This is a genomic window from Pseudofrankia saprophytica, assembly GCF_000235425.2.
Taxonomy (GTDB): Bacteria; Actinomycetota; Actinomycetes; order Frankiales; family Frankiaceae; genus Pseudofrankia; species Pseudofrankia saprophytica.
Genome location: NZ_KI912266.1, coordinates 7,878,094 through 7,904,042, shown reverse-complemented (window position 1 = coordinate 7,904,042; position 25,949 = coordinate 7,878,094). Strand labels below are relative to the sequence as shown.

General features: G+C 68.7%; 23 protein-coding genes and 1 pseudogene. 11 read left to right on the top strand and 13 right to left on the bottom strand.

Translation table 11 applies throughout. The features are described 5' to 3' along the window. Positions 1–67: 67 nt before the first annotated feature. A pseudogene (locus FRCN3DRAFT_RS57985) lies at positions 68–241 on the bottom strand (effector-associated domain EAD1-containing protein); the annotation flags it as partial. Here FRCN3DRAFT_RS57985 and FRCN3DRAFT_RS0233390 point away from each other — a divergent pair. Beyond that, positions 161–346: a hypothetical protein gene (locus FRCN3DRAFT_RS0233390; protein ID WP_027141167.1), complete on the top strand. Its 186-nt coding sequence runs from the start codon at positions 161–163 to the stop codon at positions 344–346. The pseudogene FRCN3DRAFT_RS57985 and the gene FRCN3DRAFT_RS0233390 sit on opposite strands and share 81 nt — an antisense overlap. A gap of 129 nt (positions 347–475) precedes the next feature. On the opposite strand, the gene FRCN3DRAFT_RS0233385 is transcribed toward FRCN3DRAFT_RS0233390, so the two are convergent. Continuing rightward, positions 476–1,069 carry a TetR/AcrR family transcriptional regulator gene (locus tag FRCN3DRAFT_RS0233385; protein WP_007507754.1) on the bottom strand — a complete coding sequence of 198 codons (594 nt, stop codon included), beginning with the start codon at positions 1,067–1,069 and terminating at the stop codon, positions 476–478. 224 nt (positions 1,070–1,293) lie between these two features. Between FRCN3DRAFT_RS0233385 and FRCN3DRAFT_RS0233380 the strand changes: the two genes are divergently transcribed. Then, entirely contained in the window at positions 1,294–1,791 is a 498-nt protein-coding gene (locus FRCN3DRAFT_RS0233380; RefSeq protein WP_198536062.1) for a cupin domain-containing protein, read from the top strand. 10 nt (positions 1,792–1,801) lie between these two features. Here FRCN3DRAFT_RS0233380 and FRCN3DRAFT_RS52130 read toward each other — a convergent pair whose 3' ends face one another. Beyond that, positions 1,802–1,966, bottom strand: a complete 165-nt coding sequence (locus tag FRCN3DRAFT_RS52130) for a hypothetical protein (RefSeq protein ID WP_007507757.1) — start codon at positions 1,964–1,966, stop codon at positions 1,802–1,804. Positions 1,967–2,011: 45 nt separating this feature from the next. Here FRCN3DRAFT_RS52130 and FRCN3DRAFT_RS0233370 point away from each other — a divergent pair, with 45 nt between their 5' ends. Together FRCN3DRAFT_RS0233370 and FRCN3DRAFT_RS0233365 are read left to right on the top strand one after the other, a co-directional pair. Beyond that, positions 2,012–2,950 carry an NADP-dependent oxidoreductase gene (locus tag FRCN3DRAFT_RS0233370; RefSeq protein WP_007507759.1) on the top strand — a complete coding sequence of 313 codons (939 nt, stop codon included), beginning with the start codon at positions 2,012–2,014 and terminating at the stop codon, positions 2,948–2,950. 44 nt (positions 2,951–2,994) lie between these two features. Then, entirely contained in the window at positions 2,995–3,933 is a 939-nt protein-coding gene (locus FRCN3DRAFT_RS0233365) for an alpha/beta hydrolase (RefSeq protein ID WP_007507761.1), read from the top strand. Positions 3,934–4,109: 176 nt separating this feature from the next. Here the strand turns inward: FRCN3DRAFT_RS0233365 and FRCN3DRAFT_RS47420 are convergent, their stop codons facing one another. Further along, on the bottom strand, positions 4,110–4,649 hold the full coding sequence (locus tag FRCN3DRAFT_RS47420) for an integrase core domain-containing protein (RefSeq protein ID WP_007507762.1): 540 nt from the start codon (positions 4,647–4,649) through the stop codon (positions 4,110–4,112). Positions 4,650–4,978: 329 nt separating this feature from the next. Further along, positions 4,979–5,164: a hypothetical protein gene (locus tag FRCN3DRAFT_RS55555; protein WP_007507764.1), complete on the bottom strand. Its 186-nt coding sequence runs from the start codon at positions 5,162–5,164 to the stop codon at positions 4,979–4,981. Between the two features lie 6 nt (positions 5,165–5,170). Here FRCN3DRAFT_RS55555 and FRCN3DRAFT_RS55550 point away from each other — a divergent pair, with 6 nt between their 5' ends. Next, on the top strand, positions 5,171–5,341 hold the full coding sequence (locus FRCN3DRAFT_RS55550; RefSeq protein WP_198536192.1) for a hypothetical protein: 171 nt from the start codon (positions 5,171–5,173) through the stop codon (positions 5,339–5,341). 609 nt (positions 5,342–5,950) lie between these two features. Here FRCN3DRAFT_RS55550 and FRCN3DRAFT_RS0233350 read toward each other — a convergent pair. Further along, positions 5,951–6,391 carry a VOC family protein gene (locus FRCN3DRAFT_RS0233350; RefSeq protein ID WP_007507766.1) on the bottom strand — a complete coding sequence of 147 codons (441 nt, stop codon included), beginning with the start codon at positions 6,389–6,391 and terminating at the stop codon, positions 5,951–5,953. A gap of 46 nt (positions 6,392–6,437) precedes the next feature. Continuing rightward, complete coding sequence (locus FRCN3DRAFT_RS0233345; RefSeq protein ID WP_007507767.1) at positions 6,438–7,694, bottom strand: amidohydrolase family protein; 1,257 nt, start codon at positions 7,692–7,694, stop codon at positions 6,438–6,440. 274 nt (positions 7,695–7,968) lie between these two features. On the opposite strand from FRCN3DRAFT_RS0233345, the gene FRCN3DRAFT_RS50095 reads away from it, so the two are divergent. Continuing rightward, complete coding sequence (locus tag FRCN3DRAFT_RS50095) at positions 7,969–8,583, top strand: TetR/AcrR family transcriptional regulator (RefSeq protein ID WP_007507769.1); 615 nt, start codon at positions 7,969–7,971, stop codon at positions 8,581–8,583. A gap of 72 nt (positions 8,584–8,655) precedes the next feature. Here the strand turns inward: FRCN3DRAFT_RS50095 and FRCN3DRAFT_RS0233335 are convergent, their stop codons facing one another. Then, positions 8,656–10,917 (bottom strand): glycoside hydrolase family 3 C-terminal domain-containing protein, encoded by a 2,262-nt coding sequence (locus FRCN3DRAFT_RS0233335; RefSeq protein ID WP_007507771.1) that lies wholly within the window; start codon positions 10,915–10,917, stop codon positions 8,656–8,658. Positions 10,918–11,438: 521 nt separating this feature from the next. Here FRCN3DRAFT_RS0233335 and FRCN3DRAFT_RS0233330 point away from each other — a divergent pair. The 5 genes from FRCN3DRAFT_RS0233330 (at position 11,439) to FRCN3DRAFT_RS0233300 (ending at position 20,539) form a co-directional block, all read left to right on the top strand. After that, a complete protein-coding gene (locus tag FRCN3DRAFT_RS0233330; RefSeq protein WP_007507773.1) occupies positions 11,439–12,800 on the top strand; it encodes an ABC transporter substrate-binding protein in 1,362 nt (453 codons plus the stop codon). Beyond that, on the top strand, positions 12,760–15,294 hold the full coding sequence (locus FRCN3DRAFT_RS0233325) for an MFS transporter (RefSeq protein WP_157845285.1): 2,535 nt from the start codon (positions 12,760–12,762) through the stop codon (positions 15,292–15,294). Before FRCN3DRAFT_RS0233330 ends, FRCN3DRAFT_RS0233325 begins: the two co-directional genes overlap by 41 nt. Further along, on the top strand, positions 15,291–18,158 hold the full coding sequence (locus FRCN3DRAFT_RS0233320) for an ABC transporter permease subunit (RefSeq protein WP_007507775.1): 2,868 nt from the start codon (positions 15,291–15,293) through the stop codon (positions 18,156–18,158). The genes FRCN3DRAFT_RS0233325 and FRCN3DRAFT_RS0233320 overlap by 4 nt, the downstream gene beginning before the upstream one ends. A gap of 84 nt (positions 18,159–18,242) precedes the next feature. Then, positions 18,243–18,779: a hypothetical protein gene (locus FRCN3DRAFT_RS0233315; protein ID WP_007507777.1), complete on the top strand. Its 537-nt coding sequence runs from the start codon at positions 18,243–18,245 to the stop codon at positions 18,777–18,779. A 698-nt stretch (positions 18,780–19,477) separates the two neighbouring features. Then, the gene (locus tag FRCN3DRAFT_RS0233300; protein WP_007507779.1) at positions 19,478–20,539 is read left to right on the top strand and encodes a hypothetical protein; all 1,062 of its coding nucleotides are present in this window, start codon (positions 19,478–19,480) and stop codon (positions 20,537–20,539) included. Positions 20,540–20,654: 115 nt separating this feature from the next. Here FRCN3DRAFT_RS0233300 and FRCN3DRAFT_RS0233295 read toward each other — a convergent pair whose 3' ends face one another. The 5 genes from FRCN3DRAFT_RS0233295 to FRCN3DRAFT_RS0233275 form a co-directional block, all read right to left on the bottom strand. Next, positions 20,655–21,416: an SDR family oxidoreductase gene (locus FRCN3DRAFT_RS0233295; RefSeq protein ID WP_007507781.1), complete on the bottom strand. Its 762-nt coding sequence runs from the start codon at positions 21,414–21,416 to the stop codon at positions 20,655–20,657. A gap of 124 nt (positions 21,417–21,540) precedes the next feature. Beyond that, the gene (locus FRCN3DRAFT_RS0233290; protein WP_027141163.1) at positions 21,541–22,698 is read right to left on the bottom strand and encodes a thiolase C-terminal domain-containing protein; all 1,158 of its coding nucleotides are present in this window, start codon (positions 22,696–22,698) and stop codon (positions 21,541–21,543) included. Then, positions 22,695–23,141: a Zn-ribbon domain-containing OB-fold protein gene (locus tag FRCN3DRAFT_RS0233285; protein WP_007507784.1), complete on the bottom strand. Its 447-nt coding sequence runs from the start codon at positions 23,139–23,141 to the stop codon at positions 22,695–22,697. Before FRCN3DRAFT_RS0233285 ends, FRCN3DRAFT_RS0233290 begins: the two co-directional genes overlap by 4 nt. Before the next feature lie 149 nt (positions 23,142–23,290). Continuing rightward, positions 23,291–24,499, bottom strand: a complete 1,209-nt coding sequence (locus FRCN3DRAFT_RS0233280; protein WP_007507786.1) for a CaiB/BaiF CoA transferase family protein — start codon at positions 24,497–24,499, stop codon at positions 23,291–23,293. Then, positions 24,499–25,749, bottom strand: a complete 1,251-nt coding sequence (locus tag FRCN3DRAFT_RS0233275; RefSeq protein WP_007507787.1) for an amidohydrolase family protein — start codon at positions 25,747–25,749, stop codon at positions 24,499–24,501. Before FRCN3DRAFT_RS0233275 ends, FRCN3DRAFT_RS0233280 begins: the two co-directional genes overlap by 1 nt. Between the last annotated feature and the right edge of the window lie 200 nt (positions 25,750–25,949).

Below are 25,949 nucleotides of genomic sequence, written 5' to 3'. Positions count from 1 at the left end.
CTCCACTCTGCTCCGCCGCGTCCCGCAGCAAGTGTTGTTCCGGCCTTTCGGCGACTGCGGCCTCGAGGAGGCGCCGGGGCCCGTTCGGGACGATCCCGGCTCGTAGCAGCCGAGCGGCCTCGCGCCAGAATTCGAGCGGGCTGGAAACATGCCAGGATGGATGGAGCTCGACTGTCACACCCGCGCGCTCGAGCAGCTGGCCTGCTCCAACCCGATCCGGGAAGAGGCGAGCGAGCAGCACGACCAGTTCATCCGGCAGGAGTGTGTCGCCAGCCGGCTGGTGGTGCTCGCGGCGCTGCTCATCAGATGGACCCCCGTTGTCCACCTGGGCATCATTGCACCCTGAGCGACCAGTCTCGGCGTCGGTCCGCGATAAAGCTGCTCAGACCAACGGCGGCGCCATTGACTTGCGCGACGACCGATCGCCCGCGTCCTCATCAGCCCAAGCTGATCCCCGAGCCGAAGCGGGCGACCGTCAGGACGATTGCCCCTTGTCCATAGGTGGACCGGGGCCGAGGCCATTGATCATCAGGTCGATCTGTCGACGGGCCAGGTCGTCCCAGTCGCCGGTCCCCGGCAGCGGTCGGGACAGCAGCGAGGTTGCCACGATCAGGTCTTCGGGGGTCAGGTCTGCGCGCAGTTCCCTGGCGGCTTTGCCGCGTTCGAGGAGCCCGCGCAGTGCGGTGCGAACGTCCGCCTGTCGCTTGCGGGTGGCAGGTGTGAAGACCGGCGGGCCGCCGTGCAAGGGCAGGACGAAGCGCTCGCGATCGCGCAGGGTGGCCAGGAAGAACAGCCGGATGCCGTCCAGCGCGGAGCCCGGGTGAGCAGCGGCCGCCCGCGCGTTGTCGACGGCAAGGCCGAACGAGCGGTGGACGAGCGCGCCGAGCAACTCCTCGCGGGTGGCGAAGTGGCGGTAGAGGGTCCCGACCCCGACGCCCGCACGTTCGGCGATCTTGGCCATCGGCACCTTCTCCCCGTCGCTCCGCACCAGCTCGGTCGCGGCGTCGAGGACCCGATCGCGGTTACGGAGCGCGTCCTTACGAGTCTGGCGGGAGGCGGGGGGCGACACGGATCACATCATCGCAGCGGCTTGCGGCGTGGCAGGTCGCAGAAGTAGCGTTACCGCTATCCGGACGATTTCGTCCGGAACAGAAGACGGGGAGGAGAGGCCCGGGTGGACATCGCAGAACTGGCGCAGACGCGAGGTTCGACGCCTGCGTCGACGGGCCGGCTGAGGCTCGCCGAGATCGACATGAGAGATGTGTCGTGACGCCGCCCCCCGAGGATGACGTCGTGCGAAAGGTGGAGATCGCGCGGCCCGAGGACCCCGCGCTGACGCACCTGGCCGTCGTCGGGGACACCTACACCGTGCTGTTCTCCGGCGAGCAGACCGCCGGCCGCTTCGCGATGCTGGACATGCTCATCCCGCCGGGCGGTGGACCTCCGCCGCACCGTCACGACTTCGAGGAGTGCTTCCGAGTCCTCGAGGGCTCGGTGGAGGTACGCGTGCGTGACCTTCCGCCTATCTGGCTGAAGGCAGGCGAATCAGCCAACATCCCGGCCAATGCCGCCCACGCGTTCCGCAATGCGGCCCGGGTCCCTGCCCGACTGCTCTGTACCGTCGCGCCAGCGGGCCTGGAACGGTACTTTGCCGAGTTCGGTGATCTCGTCCCAACCCGCACCTCCCCGGCCCCGTCGCTCAGCAACGCCGAACGCGAGGTGCGACTGCGGCGAGCCGTAGCACTCGCGCCGGAGTACGGCATGGAGGTCCTGCTCCCGCCCGCGACGTAGGACGGGGGTGTCATCGCCGACGGCGAAGCGCCGCCGAACGCATGTGGTCGCGCACCGGCGACAGCACGTCAGCCAACGCCTCCGTGTCCCCGCGCGACAGCGGCTGAAAGAGCTGGCGACGCAGGACCTCGGTCTGACCGGGCAGCACCTTGGCCAGCAGCCCCCCGCCCAGCATCTCAAGTTGAGAAGCACAGGTTTCATCGAGAGCGAGGCACTCCCCATGAAGGCAGTTCGATTCCACGAGTACGGCGCCCCCGACGTCCTGCGCTATGAGGACGTCGACCGGCCGGTGCCGAGCACGGGTCAGGTGCGAGTACGCGTCGCCGCGACGACGTTCAACGGGGTCGATGGCAATATCCGCGCGGGTTTCATGCAGGGCCCGATGCCTCTGACCTTGCCGCATACCCTCGGCCTGGACGTCGCGGGAACGATCGACGCACTCGGCGAGGGCGTCAGCGGCCTCAAGGTCGGTGAGCAGGTCGTCGGCTTTCTACCGTTCGTCGATGACGGCGCCTCGGCGCAGTACGTCCTCGCGCCCGTCGAGAGCCTGGCGCCGGCTCCGACAAGCATCCCGCTCGCCGACGCGGCCGCGCTACCCCTGGTCGGTCTCACCGCCTGGCAGGCACTCTTCGACCACGCCGAGCTGAAGACCGGGCAGCGGATCCTGATCAGTGGCGCGGGCGGCGCCGTGGGCGGCTACGCGGTACAGCTGGCCAAGGCAGCCGACGCCTACGTGATCGCCACCGCAAGCCCCCGCAGCAGCGAGCACGTCCAGGCGGCGGGTGCCGACGAGGTCATCGACCACACCACCACCGCGGCGACCACCGCGGTGACCGAGCCGGTCGACGTCCTGCTCAACCTCGCCCCGATCGACCCCGCCGAGTTCAGCGCGCTGGCGGCCTTGGTCCGCGACGGCGGCGTCGTGGTCAGCACCACCGTGTGGATGCCCGCCCCAGCCGACGACGAGCGCGGCGTGCGGGCCGTCGACCTCTTCGTCCGCAGCGACGCCAAGCAACTATCGGAACTCGTCGCGCGCGTGGACCGCGGCGAACTGACCGTCGATGTCGCCGAGCGCGTCCCGCTGAAGGACCTGGCGTCCGTCCACGTCCGGGCCGCCGCGGGGACCCTTTCGGGCAAGGTCATCGTCCTTCCTGCCTGACCCACCCGTCCGCGGGCGACAACAACACTCGAAAAGGACCTGTCATGTCCCTCACCTTTGACCCCGAGATCGCCGAGGCGCTGGCCCCGATGGCGGGTTTCACCCCGCCGCCAGTAGGCGACATCGCCGCTCGTCGCGACGTCTGGGAGCCGATCATCGGCGCCGCGGGGACGGCCCAGCCACTCCCACCCGACGTCACGACGAGCGATCACTACGCGACTGCCGACGACGGCGCCCAGATCCAGATGCGCTGGTACGTCAAGGACGGCGCAACGCCTGGTTCCGCCGTGCTGTTCTTCCACGGCGGCGGCTACATCTTCGGCCACATCGACCTGTTCGACGGGCCGGTATCCCGATACGTCTCCGCCAGCGGCGTGCCGATGCTGTCGGTCGAGTACCGCCGCGCGCCGGAGCACCCCTTCCCGACACCACTCGATGACGCCTACGCCGCGCTGCGCTGGCTGCACGATCACGCCGCAGAGCTGGGCGTCGACCCCGACCGAATCGGCGTGATGGGCGACAGCGCCGGAGGCGGCATGGCGGCGGCGCTGACAATCCTCACGCGCGAGCGTGGCGGGCCGAAGATCGCCCGCCAGATCCTGCTCATGCCGATGCTGGACGACCGCACCAGGACACCGGACCCGTACATTGCGCCCTTCGCCCTGTGGTCCTACGACGACAGCGCAACCGCGTGGCCCGCGCTGCTCGGCGACGCGGCCGGCGGGCCGGACGTCCCCGCCACGGCGGCCCCGGCCCGGATCGAAGACGCGACCGACCTGCCACCGGCCTACATCGAGGTCGGCCAGATCGACGTCTTCCGCGACGAGGACACCGCCTACGCGACCAAGCTCAGCCGGGCCGGCGTGCCGGTGGAGTTCCACCTGCACCCCGGTGCCCCACACGAGTTCGACTCCATCGCCTTCAACTCCGACGTCGCGCGGCGTGCCATCACCGACCGGGTCCGAGTCCTGAAATCGATCTGACCCGATGCGGAGCGCGTCCGCCCTGCTCTTTGAAGGTGGCGAGCGCGCTCCGAGCGGGCGCTCGGCCACCCGCCCGAGATCACACCTTCCACGAAACCAGGATTCGCATGACTCCCTCTCTGGAAGCCCGTCTCCTGAAGGGTGCAAGTATGCGGTTCCGCTGGCCAGGAGCTTGATCAGGCGGCTCGTTGGTATTCGTGGAGGAGGCCATCGAGGCGGTCGATGCGTCTGATCGAGCCGCTTGGATCGCCGACTGAGGCTGGCCGATCGGGGATGTCGAGCTCGAGGCCGCGGTGGGGTCGTGCGGTGTTGTAGTGCTCGACATAGATCGACAGGATGTGTTCGGCGTGGCGCCGGTTCCAGATGAGGATCCAATCGAGGCATTCGGCGCGGACGGTGCGGACCCAGCGTTCGGCGAAGGCGTTCGCGCGTGGTGCCTGGACGGGTGTCTTGAGGATCCGGATGCTCTCGTCGGTGAAGACGTCGTCGAAGCCGGCGACGAACTTGGTGTCCCGGTCGCGGATCAGGAACGTGTACGGCCCGCCGTCGCCGAGCTGGTAGGTGAGGTTTCTGGCCTGCTGGGTGACCCAGGTGGCGGTGGGGTGTTCGGTGACGCCGGCGAGCCAGACGTGGCGGCGATCGAGCTCGACGAAGAACAGCACGTATAGCCGGGCCAGTGTGACGGTGTCGACTGTGAGGAAGTCGCAGGCCAGCACGCCACGGGCCTGGGCGCGCAGGAACTGTGACCAGCTCGGCCCGGCGCCGCGGCGGGGTGCCGGGCCCAGGCCGTGGCGGCGCAGGAGAGCGCGAACCGAGGCGGCGGATACCTGGACCTGCAGCTTGCGGCATTCCCGACGATGCGCAGGTAGCCCCAGCGCGGGTTCTCCCGGGCCAAGCGGAGGACCAACTGCATCGTCGCGTCCTCAAGCCGGCGACCGCGATGCTGCTGTGGCTGGGTCCACCGTCTGCGGACCAGCTCGCGGTGCCAACGCAGCAGGGTGGCGGGGGTGACGAGGAACGCCGACCAGCGCGGACGGGGCAGGAGCTAAGCCAGGGTGGCCAGCAGCATCCGATCGGACGGGGCGTACCGCGGCCGGGCGACGTGGCGACGCAGCACCACCAGTTGGTGGCGAAGGACGGCGATCTCGACGTCCTTCTCATCAGGACGGCCCCCGAGACCGGCCACGCCGAGCAGCCTCCGGATCAGCAGGAACACGACCGTCGACACCATGCCGTCATGATCCCTGATGCGTCATTTGCCCAGATCGGCGCCTCTGACCGTCCAGTTGCACCCCACAGGCTGATGGTCTTCGCCGGCGTCGTCACCCTCGCCCTGAACATCGCCGATCCTCTCATCCAGGCAACTACGGCAAGGCCGTATTCGACGCCGTCGGCCCCCTCTTCCTGATCGGCTGGGCAGAGGTCGGGCCAAGCCTGCTACGAGACATGAAAGTTATCGAGGACCGCGCGACTGACACAGCGTCGATTCCGCCAGCCACAGAATCGATGCGGTCCTAGGGACCGCCGTGGACCATCCTGCGGCACGGGTGCTGGGAGACACGCCTCGTGTGCCGGCCCGAAGCCGTGCTGTTCGGCCCCTGGACGAGGAACTGCTGGACCTTGCCCGCGCAGCGGACGCCGCGCACTGGGAACAGCACCACCGCTCCATCTCTGCAGAAGTCCTGCGCAAGCGGCTCAAGGTCAGCGCCCGCACCGCACGAGCGCTTGTCGCCGAGGTCCGGACCGAGACACAGCGTCGAGCATCGCTCACCTCGGCCGCATAGCGGCGGTGGGGCCACCCTCGGTGAGATATTGGCCGAAGCCCCGCCCGACGGGGCTCCCGCAAAATGTTGATCAAGGGGCGAGGTATCGGTCCGGCGCCATTGAGCGTGGCCTGTGCGGAGATCTGGACGAACGAGGCCCGCCGCGCTGGGCGTTAGTTCGAGGTTTTGCCGCCTGGGCTCAGGGCTCAGACGGCAGGACGGAGTCGATCTGTGCTCGGCGGCGTGGCGTCGAGCTATGCGAACAGTTCGGCCACGCGCTGCTGACCGTCGAGGAACTCCTGCAGTTGGATGGGAGTCCCGTCTGGGTCTGCGATGAAGAAGAACGCCGAGACGCGGGTGGTGGTGACAGGACACAGCGGGGTGATGCCCGCCTCGATCAGACTCTGATAGGTCGCCGCGGCGTCGGCGACGGTCAGCGCGATCTTGGGCCGGCCGAGATCCTTCGGGTAGAAGGGATCAATGCTGTGCCAGAGATCCGCGCTGACGTGGGGACTGAACAGCTCGACCATCGTGCCGTTTACCTCTAGCCCGACGCGGGTCCATCCGTCCCGCTCGTCCGTGAACCGGCGGACGAGGCCGAGGATCCTGGTGTAGAAGTCGACCGAGGCGGAGATGTCCGTGACCGTTATCCCCAGGTGTGAGAAGCAGACGATCTTGGCGGGTGTCTGATTCACCGGGTTTTCCTCGCCATTTCGATCCCGGCCTCGGCCGAGGCTCACGCTAGGCCAGCAGCGCCGGAGGCTCCGACGGGATGAAGTCGAAGACCCGCTCGGCGTTTCCGCGAATGATCTTGTGCTGTATGTCGGCGGGCAGGCCGGCGATGCACTCACGGACGCGGTCGAGGGAGTGTGGCCAGTTGGTCGCGGTGTGGGGGAAGTCGGTCTCCACCATGATGTTGTCGGCGCCGATCTCGTCGATGAGCTTCGGCGTAATCGGTTCGTGGATGAAGCAGCCGAAGATGTGCTGCCGGAAGATGTCGCTCGGCAGCGGCCCCTCCTTGGGCTCGGCCGTTCGGTTCAGCGTCTCTGTCCAGTCGGCGAGGGAGAGCACGGAGGGGATCCAGCCGACGCCGTTCTCGGACAGCACGAGCTTGAGGTTCGGGTATCGCTCGAAGTTGTCGCTCTCCAGCCAGTCGTTCAGGCTCGCCGAGCCCATGCGCGCGCCGAGGAGCGAGGTGCTGGTGCCTGGGAGCATTTTTCGCTTCCGGTTCATTTCTTCGGTGCTGACGCCGGCGCGCTTGGCGACCTCGGTGAGGTCGTTGTTCTTGATCGCCTCCCGCATGCGCGTCGTCCAGTCGGCGCTGGAGTCTTCCTCGGCCGGGCTCATGCCGCTGCCGAGGTGCATGCACAGCGACAGGCGCGCGTCGTTCATCACCGAGAAGAGGGGATCCCAGTGCGGGTCGATGACCGGCGGGAAGCCGATCTTGTCGGGTGCCTGGCTGATCGAGAGTGCTCTGGCGCCCTTCGCGATGACCCGCTCCGCCTCGGCCGCGGCGAGGTTGCCGTCCCAGAAGGGCACCAGGCCCAGGCCGATGAACCGGCCGGGGTAGGCGGCCACCCACTCGTCGAGATACCAGTCGTTGTAGGCCTGGATGCACAGGAACGCCAGGTCCTTGTCCTTCGCGCGCTGGAAGAGGCTTCCGGCGAAGCCAGCCATGTTGGGGAAGCACAACGCCGCCAGCTCGCGGTCGGTGTTCATGGCCTCGACGCGGGCCTTGGGGTCGTAGCACGCCGGCGCGACGTCGCTCCAGGACAGCGGAGTGAACATCGGTGGCCGGTTTTCCTTCGGCCAGATGGCCCCACCGGTGCCCATGGCGTCCAGGGCGATTCGCCTGGTGTCCTCGAACAGCCACGACTCCCCGTGCTCGTCGCTGATCCACCGGGGGCCGGTGTCGCGGTACCTGGCGGGTAGCCGATCCGTCCAGACGTTCGGCGGCTCGATCAGATGGTCGTCCACCGAGATGATCCACTCGTCCACCGGCGTCTCTCCAAACCTCGGCGTGAATTGGGGAAGGTCGTCCGTAGGTTACGAGTGAGAACTCACTCGGTCAACCAGGCCTTGTCCGTCCCACTCAGCCGATGCCGACCCGGGCCGTTGACGGCCTGGCAGGCAGGCCGTGCCGGCGCCGGCCTGTCGGGCGCGCTCCCGCCCCAGTCGTGGCGCTGGCGGCGGTCCGCGCTGCGCCCCACCGGGGCGCGCGAGGGTGGGATCATGAACGGCGTGGGTCGTTGGCGGCAGTACACTCACGCGAATGAGTCAGCACTCATACGAATCCGCTGCCTCCGGCAGGCGCAGGGCCAGCCCGAAGACGCCGGAGGACCGGCGTGCCGCCATCATCAAGACAACCATTCCGCTCCTGCGGGAACGAGGCTGGACTCTGACGACCAAGGAGATCGTCGCCGCCGCCGGTGTGTCCGACGGGACGGTCTTCAGCGTCTTCAAGAACAAGGAAGAAATCCTGCTGGCGACTCTTCGGGCCGCGCTCGACCCCGCCCCCGCGCTGGAGCGGTTGTCGCGGATCGACCGGTCGCTTCCCCTGGAGGACAGGCTGACTCAGGCGGCGACGATCCTCACCGGTCTGATGGCGACGCTGTGGGAGTTCGCGGGCACACTGCAGCTTGAGGAGGTCCGAGGTCGGCTTCCCCAGCGCTATTCGGGTGACTTCATCGCGCGGGAGATACTGCCGGCGCTGTTCGAACCGTCCAGAGATGATCTGCGCCTGGATCCCGCGGTCGCCAGTCAGGCGTTCCTGGTCCTGACGATGACTGGATCGAGCCCGCTCTTCTTCCAGCGACCGCTGCAGGCGCCCGAGATTGTCGCGTTGATGCTGCACGGCATCCGCCGGTCGGACTCGGACGACTCCTGACCGATCCGGTCCGCCAGCGGCCGTGATTCTCGGCATGGCTGGACGGCGGCGCCCGTGGTGCCCGGCCCCTGATCACTTGGGCGCCCCGTCGGCGCCGATCGCGGCGAGGATCCGCGCACGCAGGCCCCCGTCACGAGCATCGTCTCCGCTGGCACTGGCGAGGCGCCCGATCGGTATCGACGCGATGTACTTCATCAGATCGACTCCCATGCCAGACCCGTCAGCCCCGTGGCCGCCGAACACCTGCTCGACCAGACGGCGCACCACCGGGCCGGCCGTCGGATGGGCCAGTGCCTCGGCCAGGGTGGACTCGCTGGTCAGGACAGTCGTCACCGAGTCGCCCTCGACCATGACCCGCCCGGCCAGTCTCAGGTCACGGCTCGACGCGCCGACGGCGACCTCATAGTCCCCGGACTCGACCACCCAGCGGTCGACCCGGACGTCCCAGTAGGCAAGGTCGGCCCGGTCGACCCGCGTCTCGACCCTGCGGGACTCCCCAACGTCCAGGTCGACGCAGGCGAAGGCACCCAGCTCGTGAGGGGCGCGGTCCACGCGCGAGACCAGTGGGCCGGCATAGACCTGAAGCACCTCTCGGCCTGCCCTGGCACCGGTGTTCGTGACCGTGACCGAGACCGTGATCCCGTCCGTGGCGGCGGTGAGAACGAGGTCGCTGTAGTCGAACGTCGTGTAAGACAGTCCGTGGCCGAAGGGAAACGTCACGCTCAGGTCCCGCGCGTCGTACCACCGGTATCCGACGTAGTGGCGCTCGCCGTAGAGCACCGTCTGATCGGAACCGGGGAAGTTTAGGAACGCCGGCACATCCGACAGCCGGGCCGGGACCGTCTCGGTCAGCCTTCCTGAGGGATTGACCCGTCCCAGCAGCACGTCGGCGACGGCACCGCCGGCGGCCTGGCCCGTCAACGCCGCGTCGAGCACCGCCGGCGCGCAGGCCACGACCGGAGCCAGGCGGGCCAGGCCGCCGTGCATCAGCACGACGACAGTCCGCGGCTGCGCGGCGCTGACGGCCCGCAGCAGTTCGATCTGGTCGATCGGCAGATCGAGGTCGCCGCGGTCCCCGCCCTCCGCCTCGTGTTCGACGCCCAGCCCGAGGAACACGACGGCAGTGTCGGACCTCGCGGCCTGGCCCGCCGCCTCGGCCCGCAGGGTGCGCGTGTCGCCACCGCCGTCGAGGGCGTATCCGGGGCTGTAGGCGACGTCGGCGCGGGTGAGACGGCATAGCTCGTCGAGCGGAAGGTCGACGCGGGTCGGGTTGACGTGCGAGCTGCCGCCACCCTGAAAACGAGGACGGACGGCGAGTTGCCCGATCACCGCGATCGGCCGGTGGCCGGGCAAGGGCAGCAGATCGCCCTCGTTGCGCAGAAGGACGATGCCGCGTCCGGCCACCTCCCTCGCGAGGCGGTGATGATCGTCGTAGTCAACGACCTCGTCATAGTCGCCACGCGCGCCGGCCGCCTTCGCCTTCCCCGCGAGCTCGGCCACCCGGCCCGCGGCCCGGGCGACCACAGCCGGCGCGAGACGCCCCTCGCGCACCGCCGTGGAGACCCGCGCGTCCGCAGCGCCGCCACTGCCGGGCATTGCCAGGTCGAGACCAGCCTCGAGGGAGGCGATCCGGTCGGTGACCGCTCCCCAGTCACTCACCACCACGCCGTCGAATCCCCACTGGTCACGCAGGACTTCGGTGAGTAGTCCGTGATGCTGCGCGACGGGCGTCCCGTTGAGGCGGTTGTACGAACACATGACCAGCCACGGGTGCGCGGCCCGCACGATCCGCTCGAACGCCCGCAGGTAGATCTCGTGCAGGGTCCGCGGATCGACCTCCGAACTCTGACGCATCCGGTCGTGCTCCGCGTTGTAGGCGGCAAAGTGCTTCAGGGCGCAGCCCACACCCTGGCTCTGCACGCCGCCCACATACGCCGCGCCCAGCATGCCTGTGAGCAGGGGGTCTTCGGAGTAGTACTCGAAGTTACGGCCAGCTCGCGGATCTCGTTTGATGTTGACCCCGGGGCCCAGAAGAACGTCGACCCCAGCTACGCGGGCTTCGCGGCCCAGCGCCCGTCCGACTCGGCCGACCAGGTCGGTGTCCCAGGTCTGCGCCAGTCCTACGGCCGGCGGAAAGCAGGTCGCGGGTCTCGTCGGCCCACCCAGCACATCCGTCTCGGAGGTCGACACACGCAGTCCGTTAGGCCCGTCGACCAGCAACAGCGATGGCACCGGCCCGACCGCCTTGGTCGTCCACATGCCGCCACCGCTGCTCAACGCGATCTGTTCGGCAGTGGTCAGCACGGTGACGGACAACCCTGACTCGCGCGACATGGCTTGCCCGATCTGTCCACGACACCCGACACTACAAGTGAGAACTCACTCGGTCGAGGAGGTGTCATCCACCTGATGGACCCCGCGAAGCCGCATCCCGATGGCGCGGGGGAGGACTGACGTAGACCACGTCGCCCCCTGCCAGCTAGGGGTGCAGCACATCGCTACCCACTGTTACGAGAGGTGCTCGCGGGTAACTTGGCGCCGGAGAGCGTCACGACGATTTCTTAGCTTGGCCATTGGCACTTGCTGTAACACCGCCGGTGCCCACGGTTGCGATGCGACGTTCGCCGGATGAATCCTCTCGCAGTTTCGATCATGGAGTTCCGGCGCTTCTTGACCGAGTGAGTTCTCACTTGTAGTGTCCGGCATCACATTGACAGAGGTCTTCGACGCGAGGACGGAGCGAAATGGCTGATCAGGGCAACAATGGCGAGGCCAAGAGGCGCCTTGGCCGATGGCGCGGCCCGGTCCGCCGGTCTCCCGTCGGGAGCGGTACCCGGAGGCCGAGGTCCCGACGAATGCGTGGCCGGCAGGCCGGCGCGCTCGCCATCGCGGTGGCAGCCGCGGTGACCATGACCGCCTGCGGCTCGTCCGGGAACGCCTCCTCGGGCTCGGGCGGGACCGCGTCGGCGGCCTCGGGTGCGCCCATCGAGATCGGCATGCCCTTCCCCTCCAACCTCCAGGCGTTAGCCAAGCTTCTGGGCGGCTCGCTGGGGTCGAGTGGCGCGGCGGCACCCACAGATGAGGAGACGAAGGCCTACTACCGGGCGCTCGCCGACTATGTGAACAACCACGGCGGGCTGTTAGGCCGCAAGATCCAGCCGGTGTTCTACCCGCTCGACGCGACCAGGGCCGCGGGCGACTCCTCTGAGCAGGAGATGTGCACCCAGTTCACTCAGGACCATCACGTGTTCGCCGTGATGGACCTGCCGAACCACACCGACACCATCGTCTCCTGCCTGCAGTCCGCGAACGTCATCGCCTTTGACGCCGCCGGCGGAAGCCTCGCCGCGGACGACACCTACTTCGAACAGCACCCGCTGTACGCCACCGCGGGCGCACTCAGCCTCAACCGGGCGGCGGCTCTCCAGGTGAACAGCCTGTTCCAGGGCGGCTTCTTCGGGCAGAACTCCAAGATCGGCCTCGTGGGCTACAACACCGATCCGTTCACGCGCGCCATCGACGAGTCGCTGAAGCCCGCGCTCGCCAGCCACGGCCTCACGATCACCGACCAGCAGCTGGTGAAGCCCACGTCGGGAGTCAACGACATCGGCCCCACTCAGCAGGCGATCAGCAGCGCCGTACTTCGCTTCAAGCAGCAGGGGATCGACCACGTCCTGTTCCTGGATACCCAGGGCGGCACGCTGCGGCCGTTCACCCAGGGCGCGTCGACCCAGAAGTACTTCCCGAAGCTGGGCTTCACGACCAATGAGCTGCCCGCGCAGCGGGCGTACGCCGGGAACAAGACCGACCCGGACCAGGAAGTCCGGTACGCGAACGCGATGGCGGTCGGCTGGTACCCGTCAGCCGACACGGTCAACCCGCCGATCAACACCACGGGCGCCCTGTGCAACAAGATCATGGAGGCCTCGGGCGCGAGCCCGTCACAGGCCCATTTCTTCTGGAACATGTGCGACCAGCTCTTGGTCTTCACGGCAGGGGTGAACGCGGGTGGAAAGCTCACGCCTCAGGACGCCATGACGGGACTTGGGAAGGCGAAGAGCATCCCGAGCGCGGAGCTGCTCGGACCGCCCGACTACTCCGGCGGCCGCCGCGACGGCGTCACCGTCGCCAAGCTCCTGAAGTACACGCCCAGCTGCACGTGCTTCCAGTACAGCGGTGGGCCACTACCGGCCAGCGCGTTCACGGCAACCAGTTAGCACAGCAGGGCGGCGGCGGTCGTCCGGCCCGTTCCGGGCTGGCGACCGCCGCCGTGCTGATGCCCGCGACACCCAGCAGCGACAGAGCGTCCGGGAGAGATCTAATGAGCAACAGCTGGTCCTTAGGCACCGCCCCACTTGGCCCGGTGCCATCGTCCTGGACCGCCAAGGCCGGCTTCCGCCCGGCGCCGTCGGCGCCGCGCGGAGCCTGGGCATGATGACGGGCGACGCAGGCGTCGTGAGCGCGGCCCACACCGAGCACGCCACCGCCGCCGCGGACTCGGCACCGGACGGCGACACGCCCGACGTCATGTCGGGCGTCATCGCTCAGGTGCACCAACGGCGAGCCGAGGGAAGACGTCTACTCATCGCCGGAGCCAGCGGTGAGGCCGGGCGGGTCCGGCCCCTGGGAGCCGACATCACCGCTTCAGGTGCCGGCTGGTATCTGCTGATCGCGCTGAGCCTGTTCGCGGCGCTCGACGAGGCGACGGCGTACCTGGTCACCGCGCTCGGCCCCGACATCAGCAGCTCGCTGGGCGTCGACGCCAGCACCTACGCCATGCTGGCGACCCAGCGCCAGACCTTCGTCGGGCTGACGGCCCTGCAGTTCGCGGCGATCTTCTACAAGCGCAGCCAGCGCATCATGATCTCCAAGAACCTGGGATTCCAGTATGGCCCGTCGCTGGTACTGGGCAGCGTCGTGACGTGGGTGCCTGCGATGACGGCCGTGATCGGCAGCTCGGGGGCCGGGGCCGCGGTGGTCTACTCCGCCCACCGTCCGATGATCATGGATGCGTATCCGCCCGCGGTGCGGTTGCGGGCGCTGAGCTTCCACCGCGGCGCCGGCGTCATCGGCGCGATTCTCGGCCCGGCCCTGGTCGCGATCCTGGCCGGACCGGTGGGGCTGTCCTGGCGCGGCGTCCTGTTGGTGGCCGGCGTCGTCTTCCTCGCGGCATCACTCGTTGGCCTGCGCCTTCGCGAGCCCGGCTACGGACGCCACGACTCCGACCAGGTGGCCACTTTGATGCGGGCCGACCGGTCCGGGCCGCAGTCGGGTCGGGAGGACGCCACCGAGCTGACGTTCTGGGAGGCGCTGCGGCGGGTGTGGACGATCCGCACCGTGCGGAGGCTGCTGTCGGTGTGGGCCGTGCTGGGGGTGGCGGTCAACCCGGTCGTCACCTACCAGGGGTTCTGGCTGAAGGAACAGTTCAGCCTGACGACCTCCCAGCGCGCGACCTTCTTCGCCGCGAGCTGGCTTCTGGCGCTGCCAGCGCTGTGGTACTACGCGCGTCGAGGAGAGAAGATCTGGCAGCGGGAACCAGCCCGGTTGGTCAGGATGGTCGCCTGGGCGCTGGTGTTCCTCGCGGGCGGCCTCGTCCTCGCCGTGATCCCCGTCCTTTGGGTGAGCCTCGCCGGCTTCTCCATCGTGTTCGCCTCCGAGGCCGTCGCCGTCGCGGCGCTGAGCCTGGTCATGATGTCGATCGTCCGGCCACGGGCCAGGTCGATCGCCGTGTCGCTGGGGGCGATCTACTTCGGGCTGGTCGGCGGTGAGGGCGGCACCATCCTCCTCGGCGACATCGAGTCCCGATACTCGGCCGCCGCGGCGATCGCCGCGCTGGTCGTGCCCGCGCTGGGCGCCGCCGCCCTGCTGGGACGCAGCGCGAAGAGCGTGACCGGAGACCTGGACTCGGTCGTCGGCGAGATCCTCGAGGACGAGGGGGTTCGCGATCTGGCCCTCAACGGCCGGCAGAAAGCACCCCTGCTCGCGTGCCGCGGGATCGACTTCTCGTACGACCAGCTCCAGGTGCTCTTCGCGGTCGACTTCACCGTGCGCGACGGCGAGATGCTCGCCCTGCTCGGCGTCAACGGCGCGGGGAAGTCGAGCCTGCTGAAGGTGATCTCCGGCCTCGGAATGCCCAGCGCCGGCTCCGTGCGACTACGAGGCCACGACATCACCTATGTCGACGCCGAGAAGCGGGTCAGCCGTGGGATCACCCAGATACCGGGCGGCCGGGCCGTATTCGGCCCGCTGACCGTGGCCGAAAACCTGCGAGGTCTGGGTTTCAGCCTGGGCCGGGACAGGAAACGCCTCGACGCGGCCATCGACGAATGTTTCGAGATGTTCCCGAGGCTGGCTGAGCGACGTAACCAGCCGGCGCTGACGCTGTCCGGCGGCGAGCAACAGATGCTGGCACTCTCGAAGGCTTTCATCCTGAAACCACAGCTGCTGCTGATCGACGAGCTGTCGCTCGGGCTGGCGCCGATCGTCGTCGACCGGCTCCTGGACATGGTTCGCCAGATCAATGCGGCAGGCACCGCGGTAGTGCTGGTCGAGCAGTCCATCTCACTCGCGCTGAGTGTCGTGGACCACGCGTACTTCATGGAGAAGGGCCAGGTCCGGTTCGACGGGTCCTCGGCGGATCTGCTGGCCCGTGACGACCTGCTCCGCGCGGTGTTCCTCGGAGCAGCCTCTCAAGGCGGGAACGGCGCATGACATCGATCTCTGCACTGCCGGACGTAGCGGTCCACGGGTTCCACCTGCCGCTGTCGGCTGTCGTGCTCGGCATGCTCTCCGGACTGACGTTCGGCCTCCTGGCCGTGGGCCTGGTCCTCATCTACCGGACGAGCCGCATCATCAACTTCGCGCACGGCCAGATGGGTGCCTTCGGCGTCGCGGTCCTGAGCCTGCTCACCCACAAATACCATGTGCCCTACTATGTGGCGCTGATCCCTGGACTGGCGGCCGGCGGCCTGGCCGCGGGGGCAACCGAGCTCGTGGTCATACGCCGTCTACGGAACACCACTCCGGTCATGAGCATCGTCGCGACACTGGGCGTCGGCGCGTTCCTGACCGAGGTCGCCTCGGTGGTGGACTCCAGCGCCTTCAGCGGGGTGACCCTGCCAAGCCCTCCCGGAATGCCGGTGATCAACCTGGGCGACCTGCGTATCGACGAGGCCTACACGGCCATGCTCATCCTCGGTCCCGCGACGGTGGCGGCGCTCACCCTCTTCCTGCGTTACAGCCGCTTCGGGCTCGCTATCCGATGCTCGTCCGCGAACCCGGAATCGGCCAGGCTGGCCGGTATCTCGACCCAGAACATGTCCAGCCTGTCCTGGGTCATGGCCGGTGTCCTGTCCGCGCTGACCGCGCTGCTGGTGATTCCCGCCTCCGGATTCTCCTCGTCCACTGATTTCGGGCCGCCGCTGCTGCTGCGGGCGCTCACCGCCGGCGTCATCGCCCGGATGTACAGCCTGCCGATCGCCTTCGGCGCCGGCGTCCTCATCGGAGTCGTGCAGCAGGTCGTCCTGTTCAACTACCCCAACTCCGACGGCCTGCCCGACCTGGTGTTCTACGTCCTGATCCTCGTCGTCCTCCTGAGCCAGCGAAGCGCGCGCGGACGGGCAGAGGAAAAGGGCAGCTGGGCTTCGGTCGCGTCCTGGAAGCCACTTCCGGCCAGGGTCGCCCGGCTGCCCGAGGTCAGAGGCTTCCGCTGGGGACTCACCGGGATTGGCCTGGTGGTGGCGCTGCTCCTCCCCCTGCTGGTGTCGAACGCGAGCGCGGTCTCCCTCTCGACGGTGATCGCGTATGCCATCGTGGGCGTGTCGGTCGGCATCGGAACGGGACTGAGCGGCCAGCTAAGCCTGGGCCAGTTCGCGGTGGCCGGCGTCGGCGCCGTCGTGTCATTCCACCTCGACTCGAGCGTGCCCTTCCCCCTGGCCCTGATCATCGCCGCCCTCGGCGGAGCCGCGATATCCCTGGCCATCGGGATTCCCGCGCTCCGGCTCAAGGGCCTCATGCTGACCGTCACCACACTCGGCTTCGCCCTCATGGCAAACGGCTGGGGACTGGAACAGAACTGGGCGCTCGGCGGCGGGACGCGACCAGAGCGCCCCGCCGTGTTCGGGAAGGCCCTCGACACGGGCCGGTCCTACTACTACGTGGCGCTCGCGGCCTTCCTCATCGTGCTGCTGATCGCCTGGAACGTCCGCCGCCTGGCCTTCGGACGGGCTCTGCTCGCGGTCAGGGACAACGAGAGCAACGCGCGCGCCTTCACCGTGCGGGTCACCCGGCTCAAGATCCAGGGGTTCGCGCTGGCCGGATTCATCGCCGGCTTCGGCGGTGCCATCTACGGACACCTGCTGAGCAGCGTCGACGCGTCCACGTTCTCGGTGCAGGCGAGCATCGATACCGTCGCCATGACGGTCATTGGTGGAGTCGGACTCCTGATCGGACCGCTGATCGGCGCGTTCTACGTCATCGGCCTGCCGCGCTTCCTCCCGTTGGACGCGGCGGGCATCGCCGCGACCGACCTCGGCTGGCTGATCCTCATCCTCTACCTTCCGGGCGGCATCGCGCAGGGACTCGAACCGCTGCGAACGCGCTACGTCCGGTGGGCCGCGGCCCGCCACGGCCTCGACATCGACACCGAGAAGCCGATCCTCTCCGAGAGCGCGCGCGCCGGCAGACTCGCCGTGGTCGTGGAACCTCGCCAGGCCCCGGCCAGGCCGCACACCGCGCTGCTGGACGTCCGCGGCCTACGGAAGAGCTTCGGCGGCATCGCCGCCGTGCGGGACGTCTCGCTCTCGGTCCACCAGGGAGAGGTGGTCGGCCTCATCGGCCCCAACGGTGCCGGCAAGACGACCACCTTCGAGCTGATCAGCGGATTCACCCGCCCGAACCAGGGCCAGGTCCACTTCAACGGCGACGACGTGTCCTCGCTAAGCCCCGAGCGGCGGGGCAGGCTGGGACTCATCCGCTCCTTCCAGGACGCCGCCCTGTTCCCGACGCTCACCGTCGCCGAGACGGTACGACTCGCGTTCGAGCCGCGCCTGGCCACCAGCTTCTCGCTCTCGGTCCTCGGCCTGCCCGGGACGGAAAAGGAGAAGGCCCGACGAGCGAGCGACCTGGTGGACATCATGGGGCTCGGGTCCTACCGGGCCAAGCAGATCCAGGAACTGTCGACCGGCACTCGGCGGATCACCGAGCTGGCCTGCATGATCGCCCTGGCGCCGACGCTGCTGCTGTTGGACGAGCCGTCCTCCGGCGTCGCCCAGCGCGAGACCGAAGCGCTCGGCGTCCTCCTTCGCCGGCTCAAGGACGAACTAGACCTGACCATGCTGGTCATCGAGCACGACATCCCGCTCATCATGGGCATGGCTGACCGGGTCGTCGTCATGGATGTCGGAACGGTGATCGCGGACGGATCACCGGACGAGGTCCAAGCCGATCCGCTCGTGATAGACGCCTATCTCGGGGCCAGCGCGACCGTGCTCCACCGTTCGTCGTCGGTACCCCGACCGGCCGCGGTCGAGACCGCCTCCGAGCAGCCCTCCACGGCGATCGCCCCGACCGTCTAGATGAACACGAAACCCGACGCAAGGGCGGATCCGCCCGACGGCGACGCAGCGCGACACGACCTCCAGGCGCGGGAGTGCGACGGCATGACGGCACGACAGCAGACAGATATCCACCGGAACGCGCGGTCGCGCATCAGGGCTTCCGCCCTGGCTCTCGCGCTGGTCGTGGCGGCCGGTGTCCTCACCGGCTGCCGCGTCACCGGTCTGGTCTTCACCGCCGGGCAGATCCGCATCACCAGCCCGGGCGCCTCGTCGACGGTGTCGGAACTGCCCATGAAGATCACGTGGACCGCGGGGAACCTGGCGCGGCCGGGCGACCAGTTCGCGGTATTCCTGGACCAGCCAACCATCCGGCCGGGCCAGAACGTGCTGAAGCTCGTCCCGGAGTCCTGCCGAAACCTACCCACCTGCTCCCGCGAGCAGTTCCTCAGACAGGCGAAGGTGTGGGTCACGAAAAGCCCCGCGCTGGTCCTGGACAGCATTCCTCGGGCGAACCCGATCGGCGACAACCGCGAATACCACTCGGTGACCATCGTGCTCGTGGACCAGTCCCTGAAACGGCTCGGAGAGCAGTTCGCCTCGATCGACTTCATCTACCAACGAGGAGTCATCAACTTCTGACCACGGATACTCGCGCCCCAACGCCACGCCGCCCGGCCGCCTCGCCGTAAGAAGGGATCACGGCCGGCGCGGTCACGCGTGAGGAAGGCCCGGCTCCGATCGCCGCGCGCTGTCGTCGGAGCAGGCCACGGCGGCGGCGATGATCTGCTGACCGAGTTCCTGGCGGCGGTTCCGTCGGGCTCCTACCTGTCCCGTCCCATCTGACGACCGACGGGCCGCCGGCCGACGGCGTCACCCACACAGTCCGCGCCGGGGCGGTGCTGCCGCGGCAGTTGAAGCCGGAGCCGGCCGCCTTCGAGATCCCCGCGGTCTTCGACCTCGCCGGACGGATAACTGATCGGCCATCGCCGACCACGCGTATCCGTGGCGGCCGCTGGATCGGTGGCTCCGCGGCACCGTGGATCGACGACTGACCAGCGCCGTGGCTGAACCGCCAGGACGCCTACAGCGCTGGTCTTACGCTCCCACAATAGATCAGCCCGCGGTCTGATGTACGCCTCACTGCCGGTGGGCGTTAATGGCCTGGTCAAAACGAGTTTTTCTCGGGACCGGGAGCGGTCAGGTCAATGCGGATCGGGTGAGATCCCAGGATTCCTTTTCTTCGTGGCCCGCGTGGTGCGTACCTGGATCTCGACCTCGTTCGACCACTCGACCTACGGCCACGAAGACGCGGGTGTACCCGTGAGAGAGGAACCAGAGTGGCCGACGTCGACGATCAGCGCCCGACAGTGAGGCCGCCGGTTACGACGGTCGACAGCAGGCCGCGGGATGCAGAAACGGTCCCGCTGAAGATCAGACCCCTTCCGTTGCCACTGACGCACCCCGACCGGCCGGCCGCCGCACCCGTGGAGGACCGCAACGGCGCCGCGCCCAAGCGCCGCGGCCTGGGCCGGCGAATCGGCGCCGTCATACTCTGTCTCCTGGGTTGCTTCCTGTGTGCCGTGTCGCTCGGCGCGCGCTGGCTGGACGGCGAGATCCTCAACACCAACCAGTATGTGAAGAGCATCGCACCGCTGGCGAGTAACACCGATGTGCAGGAGGCTATTGCCCACCAGGTATCCAGGGCTCTGGGCGAGCAGATCGGCCAGGAAAAAGACGGGAAGTCGCGCGGTACCATTTCCGAGATTCTCGGAACCGGCGTCGAGAAGGTGAGCTACCAGGTTGTTCTGAGCTTCGTGAAAAGTGGCGCGTTCAGAACGGTCTGGATAGATATCAACAGGACGGCGCACGCGCAGCTGGTGGCCGCGCTCAAGGGCAGGCCCGGCAGCATCCTCTCGGTCGGTGGAGACGGCACGCTGACCCTTGAACTGAGCCCGGTCATCGTGGCTGTCGCGCAGCAGCTGTCCGGCCTGGGGCTGGCCAGCGATCAGCTGGACGAGATCTCGGTGAAAATGACTGTCGGGTCCATCCCCGGGATCGGGCGGGCCCGCGAGGCCGCGCTGTGGCTGGCTCGCGCGGCCGTCGGGCTGCCCCTGCTCACCGTTGTCGTCCTGGCTGGCGCGGTCGTCTGCGCGGTCAACCGTCTCAGGATGCTGATCGTCGTGGGCGTCGCGGTGATGCTCACGGCCGGTGCTCTCGCGCTGCTGCTGACGGTGGGCCGATCGCTCATGGTGAGCAACGTGTCCGACGGCGATCTGCGTGGCGCGGCGTCCGCCGTCGTCGACCAGTTCGTTGGTCCGCTGCGCGTGGGGATCTGGTGGACGGTGGCCGGCGGCCTGACCGCGGCGCTTGCCGGACTCGGCCTGACCACGGCGCGGTGACGCGGTTACGCCATCCCCTGGATGAGACACGCGGGATGAGCCGCGCGCTCGGAGCCGGGACCGGCGGGGATCGCGGCCGCGATCCCCGCCTCGGTTTCCCCGGTGACGCCCGGACCTAGCGGATGGGGCGGGAGAGGCGCGCCACCCACTCGTCGTAGTCGGTCCCCTTGTCGACCAGCGACTGGGCGTCCGCGGGATCGGTCAGAATGAGGAACCGCTCGTCCGCCAGGCCGCGTACGACAACCTCCGCGACCTGCTCCGGCGTGAGCGCCATCTTCATCACCGGGTGGTCCTCGGGAAAGCCGCTCTCGGCCAGCATGCGGGTCAGCATCGCGCCCGGGCAGAAGCACGAGACCTTCACGCCCTGGGGCCGGTAGCGGACGGCCAGCCATTCCGACAGCGCGAGCGCGGCGTGCTTGGTGACCGCGTACTCCGCCTTCTCCGGCTGGGTGGACAGCGCGACGGAGGACGCCGTCTGGAGCAGGTAGCCGTCCCCACGCGCGACCATCTCGGGCAGTACCTCGCGGGCGGCGTAGAGGTGGGCCAGCACGTGCAGCTGCCACATGGTGTTCCAGAGGCCGTCATTCTGGAGGCTGTCCGGCGGCGGCGGGCCCGCGATGCCGGCGTTCGAGTGCCAGATGTCGATGCGCCCGTAGGTGTCGCGCGCGAGTTGTGCGACGGCCTTGACGTTGGCCTCCGACTTCAGGTCCGTGGCGAGGCCGACGGTCCCGATCTCGCTGGCCACCCGCTCGACGCTCTCGGGCTCGATGTCGGTGACGACGACCTGGGCGCCGTCGGCGGCCAGCCGTCGCGCGATCGCCTCGCCGATGCCGTTTCCCGAACCGGTCACGACCGCGATTTTGCCCGCCACGTCCATGCAGATCCTCCTTACGCGGTCCCGGCTGGCCGAGCCGCTCGACGTGTCCGCCGGTCACACCTGCCCGACCGGCGGTGGTGACTCCGCTCCAGGCAGGGAAGGCCTAGGTCCCAGCTCCGCCCGGTCACCCGCGGGTGAGAATCATGGCTCCGCACTGGAGGTAGAGGCCGCTGGCCACGACTGCGACCTTGGCGTCCGGCACCTGCCGCTCGCCGCACTGCCCGCGCAGCTGCAGCACCGCCTCGTTGAGGAAGCTGACCCCGTGCAGCCGTCCCTCGGCGAGCTGGCCCCCGGCGGTGTTCATTGGAAAGTCGCCGCCCGGCCCGACGCGTGAGCCGTCGCCGATCCACTCGCCGAACTCGCCGCGGCCGCAGACGCCGAGCGCCTCGAGCCAGGACAGCGTCACCGATGTGAAGCCGTCGTAGACCTGGGCGACGTCGACGTCGTCGAGCGTGACCGACGAACGCTGCCAGAGGCGGTGCGCACAGTCGAAGGTGCCGCCGTAGAGGTAGTCGGTGTGGAACGTCCAGTCCGCGCCGCGCCCGGTTCCGTACGACATCGCGTCGATGAGCACCGGGGTCTGGCGTAGGTCCGCGGCCCGTTCGGCGGTGGTGATGACCGTGGCGACCGTGCCGTTGATCGGGTAGTCGCAGTCCAGCAGGCGCAGTGGCTCGACGACGGCCCGCGACGACAGGTAGTCATCCATGGTGATCGGCTCACGAAGCACCGCCCGCGGGTTGAGCGCCGACCACCGCCGGGCGTTGACCGCGATGTGCCCGAAGTCCGCCTCCGACCGGCCGTACTCGGCCAGCCAGCGCCGCTTCTTCAGCGCCATCTCGACGAGGATGCCGCCAAGATATCCGTAAGGGGTGAGGAACTGGTTGCGGCCGGGAATCTCCCGCGGCCCGTCGGCGACCCCGCCGGTGTGCCCGGCCGCTTTAGTCAGGCACCGGAAGACCAGGGCCGTCTCGCAGGCACCCGACGCGACGGCCATGACGCCGGCGAGCACGCCGCCCAGGCCGGACGGGTTCGTCGGCATGATGTCGGCGAACGCGGCGAGATCGGGGATGCCCAGCATCCGGGCGGCGTCCTGGGCGCCGGGGGACTCCGGCCCGAACTTGTACTCGAAGATGCCGTCGACGTCCGCGCTGGTGAGCCCCGCGTCGGCCAGAGCGCTGGTCACCGCGCCCAGCAGCAGCGACGCAGGCTCCGGCTCGCCAGCCCTCGACAGCCCGGAGTATCCGACACCGACGACCGCGACGTCACGAGCCAGCGAGCTCACCGGGCCGCCGTCGCGAGCCGGAACTGCGGCAGGGAGACTGTGAGACGCCATTCGAAGACGACCTCGACCGGCAGCCCGCAGGTCAGCGGTGCTGATTCCGGCACGTCCACCAAGTTGGCGACCAGCCGCAGGCCGGCCTGTTCGACGAGCTCGACGAGCGCGACGACGTAGGGAACCGCGCCGACGAAGCCCGTGTGCAGCGGGCGGGCGACGACCGCGTACGAGTAAAGGAAGCCCCTACCGCTGACGTCGGTGTGCTCGAGCTTCTCGGACTGGCAGCGCAGGCAGCACACGTCCGGCGGATACTGTAGTTTCCGGCACGCCACGCACCGCTGTAAAACAAGCCGGCCGGCTGCCGCCCCTTCCCAGAAGAAGCGCGAGATCTCGTCGGGCCGCGGGACCGGGCGAGCGGCCCCGGAACCGACCGCCGTCTGCTGTGTCACGTCACATGACTCCTTCGCTAGGAGTTCGATAAGTGGCCGAAGGCGCCGCCGCCGGCGGGCCGGGCGCCCTCCTGCGTCGCCCGGCAGGCAGGGCTGGACCTGGCATCGCTGTCACCTCCGCCGTGGACCGGCCGTCTGCGCACGGCACGTCAGTTGACAACGCCCTTGATCTTGAGGTGCACGACGCGATCCCAGTCGGCACCGAGCGCCGCCAGGATCTCGTCGGTGTGCTCCCCGGCCGCGGGCGCCGGCGAGAGGCTCGGCGGCTGCTCGTCGAACTGGGCCGGACCAGCGACGAGCCGATGCCGGGCCGATCCGTAGTCGACCTCCGGGAGATAGCCGTTCGCCACGATCTGCGGATCGTCGAGCAGCTCCGAGGCCGACTGCACGACCGCCCAGACGCCGGTCAGGCCGTCGAGGCGCGCGCGCCACTCGTGCAGCGGACGGGAGGCGAACACCTCGTCCAGCTCGGCCATGCACGCCCCGACGTTGGCCGCCCGGTCCGAAGCCGTGATGAAACGGCTGTCCTCGGCCAGGTCGGGCCGGTCCAGGCATGCGCAGAACTCGGGCCAGTAGCGGTTGGCCTGCAGCATGGCGAACCAGATCCAGCGCCCGTCGGCCGTCTGGAAACAGCTACTGAGTGGGTTGACCGCCTCCTGCCGGCGCAGTGGCGGCAGGCCGTCACCGGTGAGCGCCGCGGCGCCGATGTCCGGTCCCATCACCCAGGCGGCGGTACCTAGCAGAGACACGTCGATGACCGACGGCTCACCGTTCCGCTCCCGGCCGAACAGCGCCGCGGCGATCGCGCCCGCCAGCGACAGGCCGCTGATCCCGTCGCCGAACGACGGGCGCGGTCCGACGGGCGCCGTCGCGCCCGGCGGCGTGAGGTGATGCGCGATCCCGCCGCGTGCCCAGAACAGCGCTGAGTCGTAACCGCCGCGTTCGCGCTCCGCTCCGCGGTCGCCAGCGCCGTGCGCCCGGGCGTAGATGATGCCAGGGTTGGTCGCGCGCACGTCATCGACGTCGAGCCGTAGGCGCTTGCGGACCTGCGGGAGGAAGCTCGTCACGAAGACGTCCGCCTCGCGGATAAGGCCATCCAGCAGCTCGCGCCCCTCCGGCTGGGCCAGGTCGACCCCGAAGCTGCGCTTGTTGTGGTTCGCCTGCTCGAACATGAAGTTGATCCCGAACTCGCCGGGCAGGATGCCCGAGGTCGTCAGACCGCGCAGGGGGTCACCGTGCAGCGGGTGCTCGATCTTGACGACATCGGCGCCCCACTCGGCGAGCAGCGTCGCGGCGGACGGCGCGAGCCACCACTGCGCGACCTCGACCACCTTGACGCCGCGCAGGACCTCGCGCACTAGAACCCGCTCCGGGCGCCGGCCCGCAGCTGCCTGGTCGACCTTATGCTGACGTCCCAGCCGGCGGCCTGCTCCCGCAGCGCGCCGACGGTCGCCCGGTCGCGCGGAACGTGGGAGAACGCGTCGAATCCGAAGTGGCGCAGCGCGTTCAGGTGGGTGATCTTGTTGATCTCGTCGTCGGCTAGGCCGCCGAGGTATTCCATGGCGCGCTCGGGTGAGTGCGGCCAGGTGGTGTCCGAGTGCGGGTAGTCGCACTCCCAGGTGATGTTGTCGAGGTTCAGATGGTGTCGGTTCTCGACGCCGACGCGGTCGTCGATGAAGCAGAGGATGACATGCTCGTTGAAGATCTCGGACGGGAGCGCGTCGCGCAGGTCCATCCCCGACCAGTGCCGGGTATGCCGGTAGATGTAGTCGATGCGCTCGGTGAAGTAGGGGATCCAGCCGATGCCGCCCTCGGAGAGCGCAACCCGCAGCGCGGGGAACTTCCGGAACAGCGGGCTCCAGACGAGGTCTGCCGCCGCCTCGATCAGGTTGACGGGGGATAGCGAGTAGACGCACTCGATAGGGGCGTCCGGCGAGGTCGTGGGCACCGTGGAGGACGAGCCCAGATGCATGCAGACGACCGTTCCCTCCTCCTCGCAGGCGGCGAAGAACGGGTCCCAGTAGTCGGTGTAGAGGCTGGGCAGGCCGAGAGCGTGCGGGTTGGAGGAGAACGTAACCGCGTGGCAGCCCTTGTGAGCGAGCCGGCGGACCTCCTCGGCCGAGGCCTGTGCGTCCCACATCATCGGCAGGCCCAGCGGAAGGATCCGGCCCGGATAGGTCCCAGCCCACTCGTCGACATGCCAGTCGTTGTAGGCACGCACCATCGCCGCAGCCTGGTCGCGGTCCGAGCCGGCCTCGGCGAACAGCTGGCCACAGAACCGCGGGAACGACGGGAAGCACATCGATGCGAGCACGCCGTTGGCGTTCATGTCGAGCACCCGGGCGCCGATGTCATAGCAGCCGGACCGGATCTCCTCGATCGTGGTCGGCTCCCGGCCGTACTCGTCCATCGGGCGGCCGGCCACCGCGTTGAGCGCGACGTTCGGGATCTCCAGGCCCTCGTAGCGCCAGGCCATCGTGCCGTCGTCGCGGCGGACGAAAAGCGGCGCCTTGTCCGAATATTTCCGGGGCAACCGGCCGCGGAAAAGATGAGCCGGTTCGACGACATGATCGTCGACACTCACAAGAATGAGATCATCAACATTCACTGGGTACTCCTGGCGGCGGATGGCCCGAGTGTCGCGGGAGTCGTGTCGGACCCCGGCATGGGAGAGCCGAATCGGGCATGGAGCGTCGATGTGGAAATGCGTTCTCCACCGGTGGCCGGGTGTGCCTGAGGCTCGTCTGACCTCTAGTCGAGCCTCGGGCGGTTGCCATTAGCGTCTGGGTTACGGTCGACGGCTGCCAA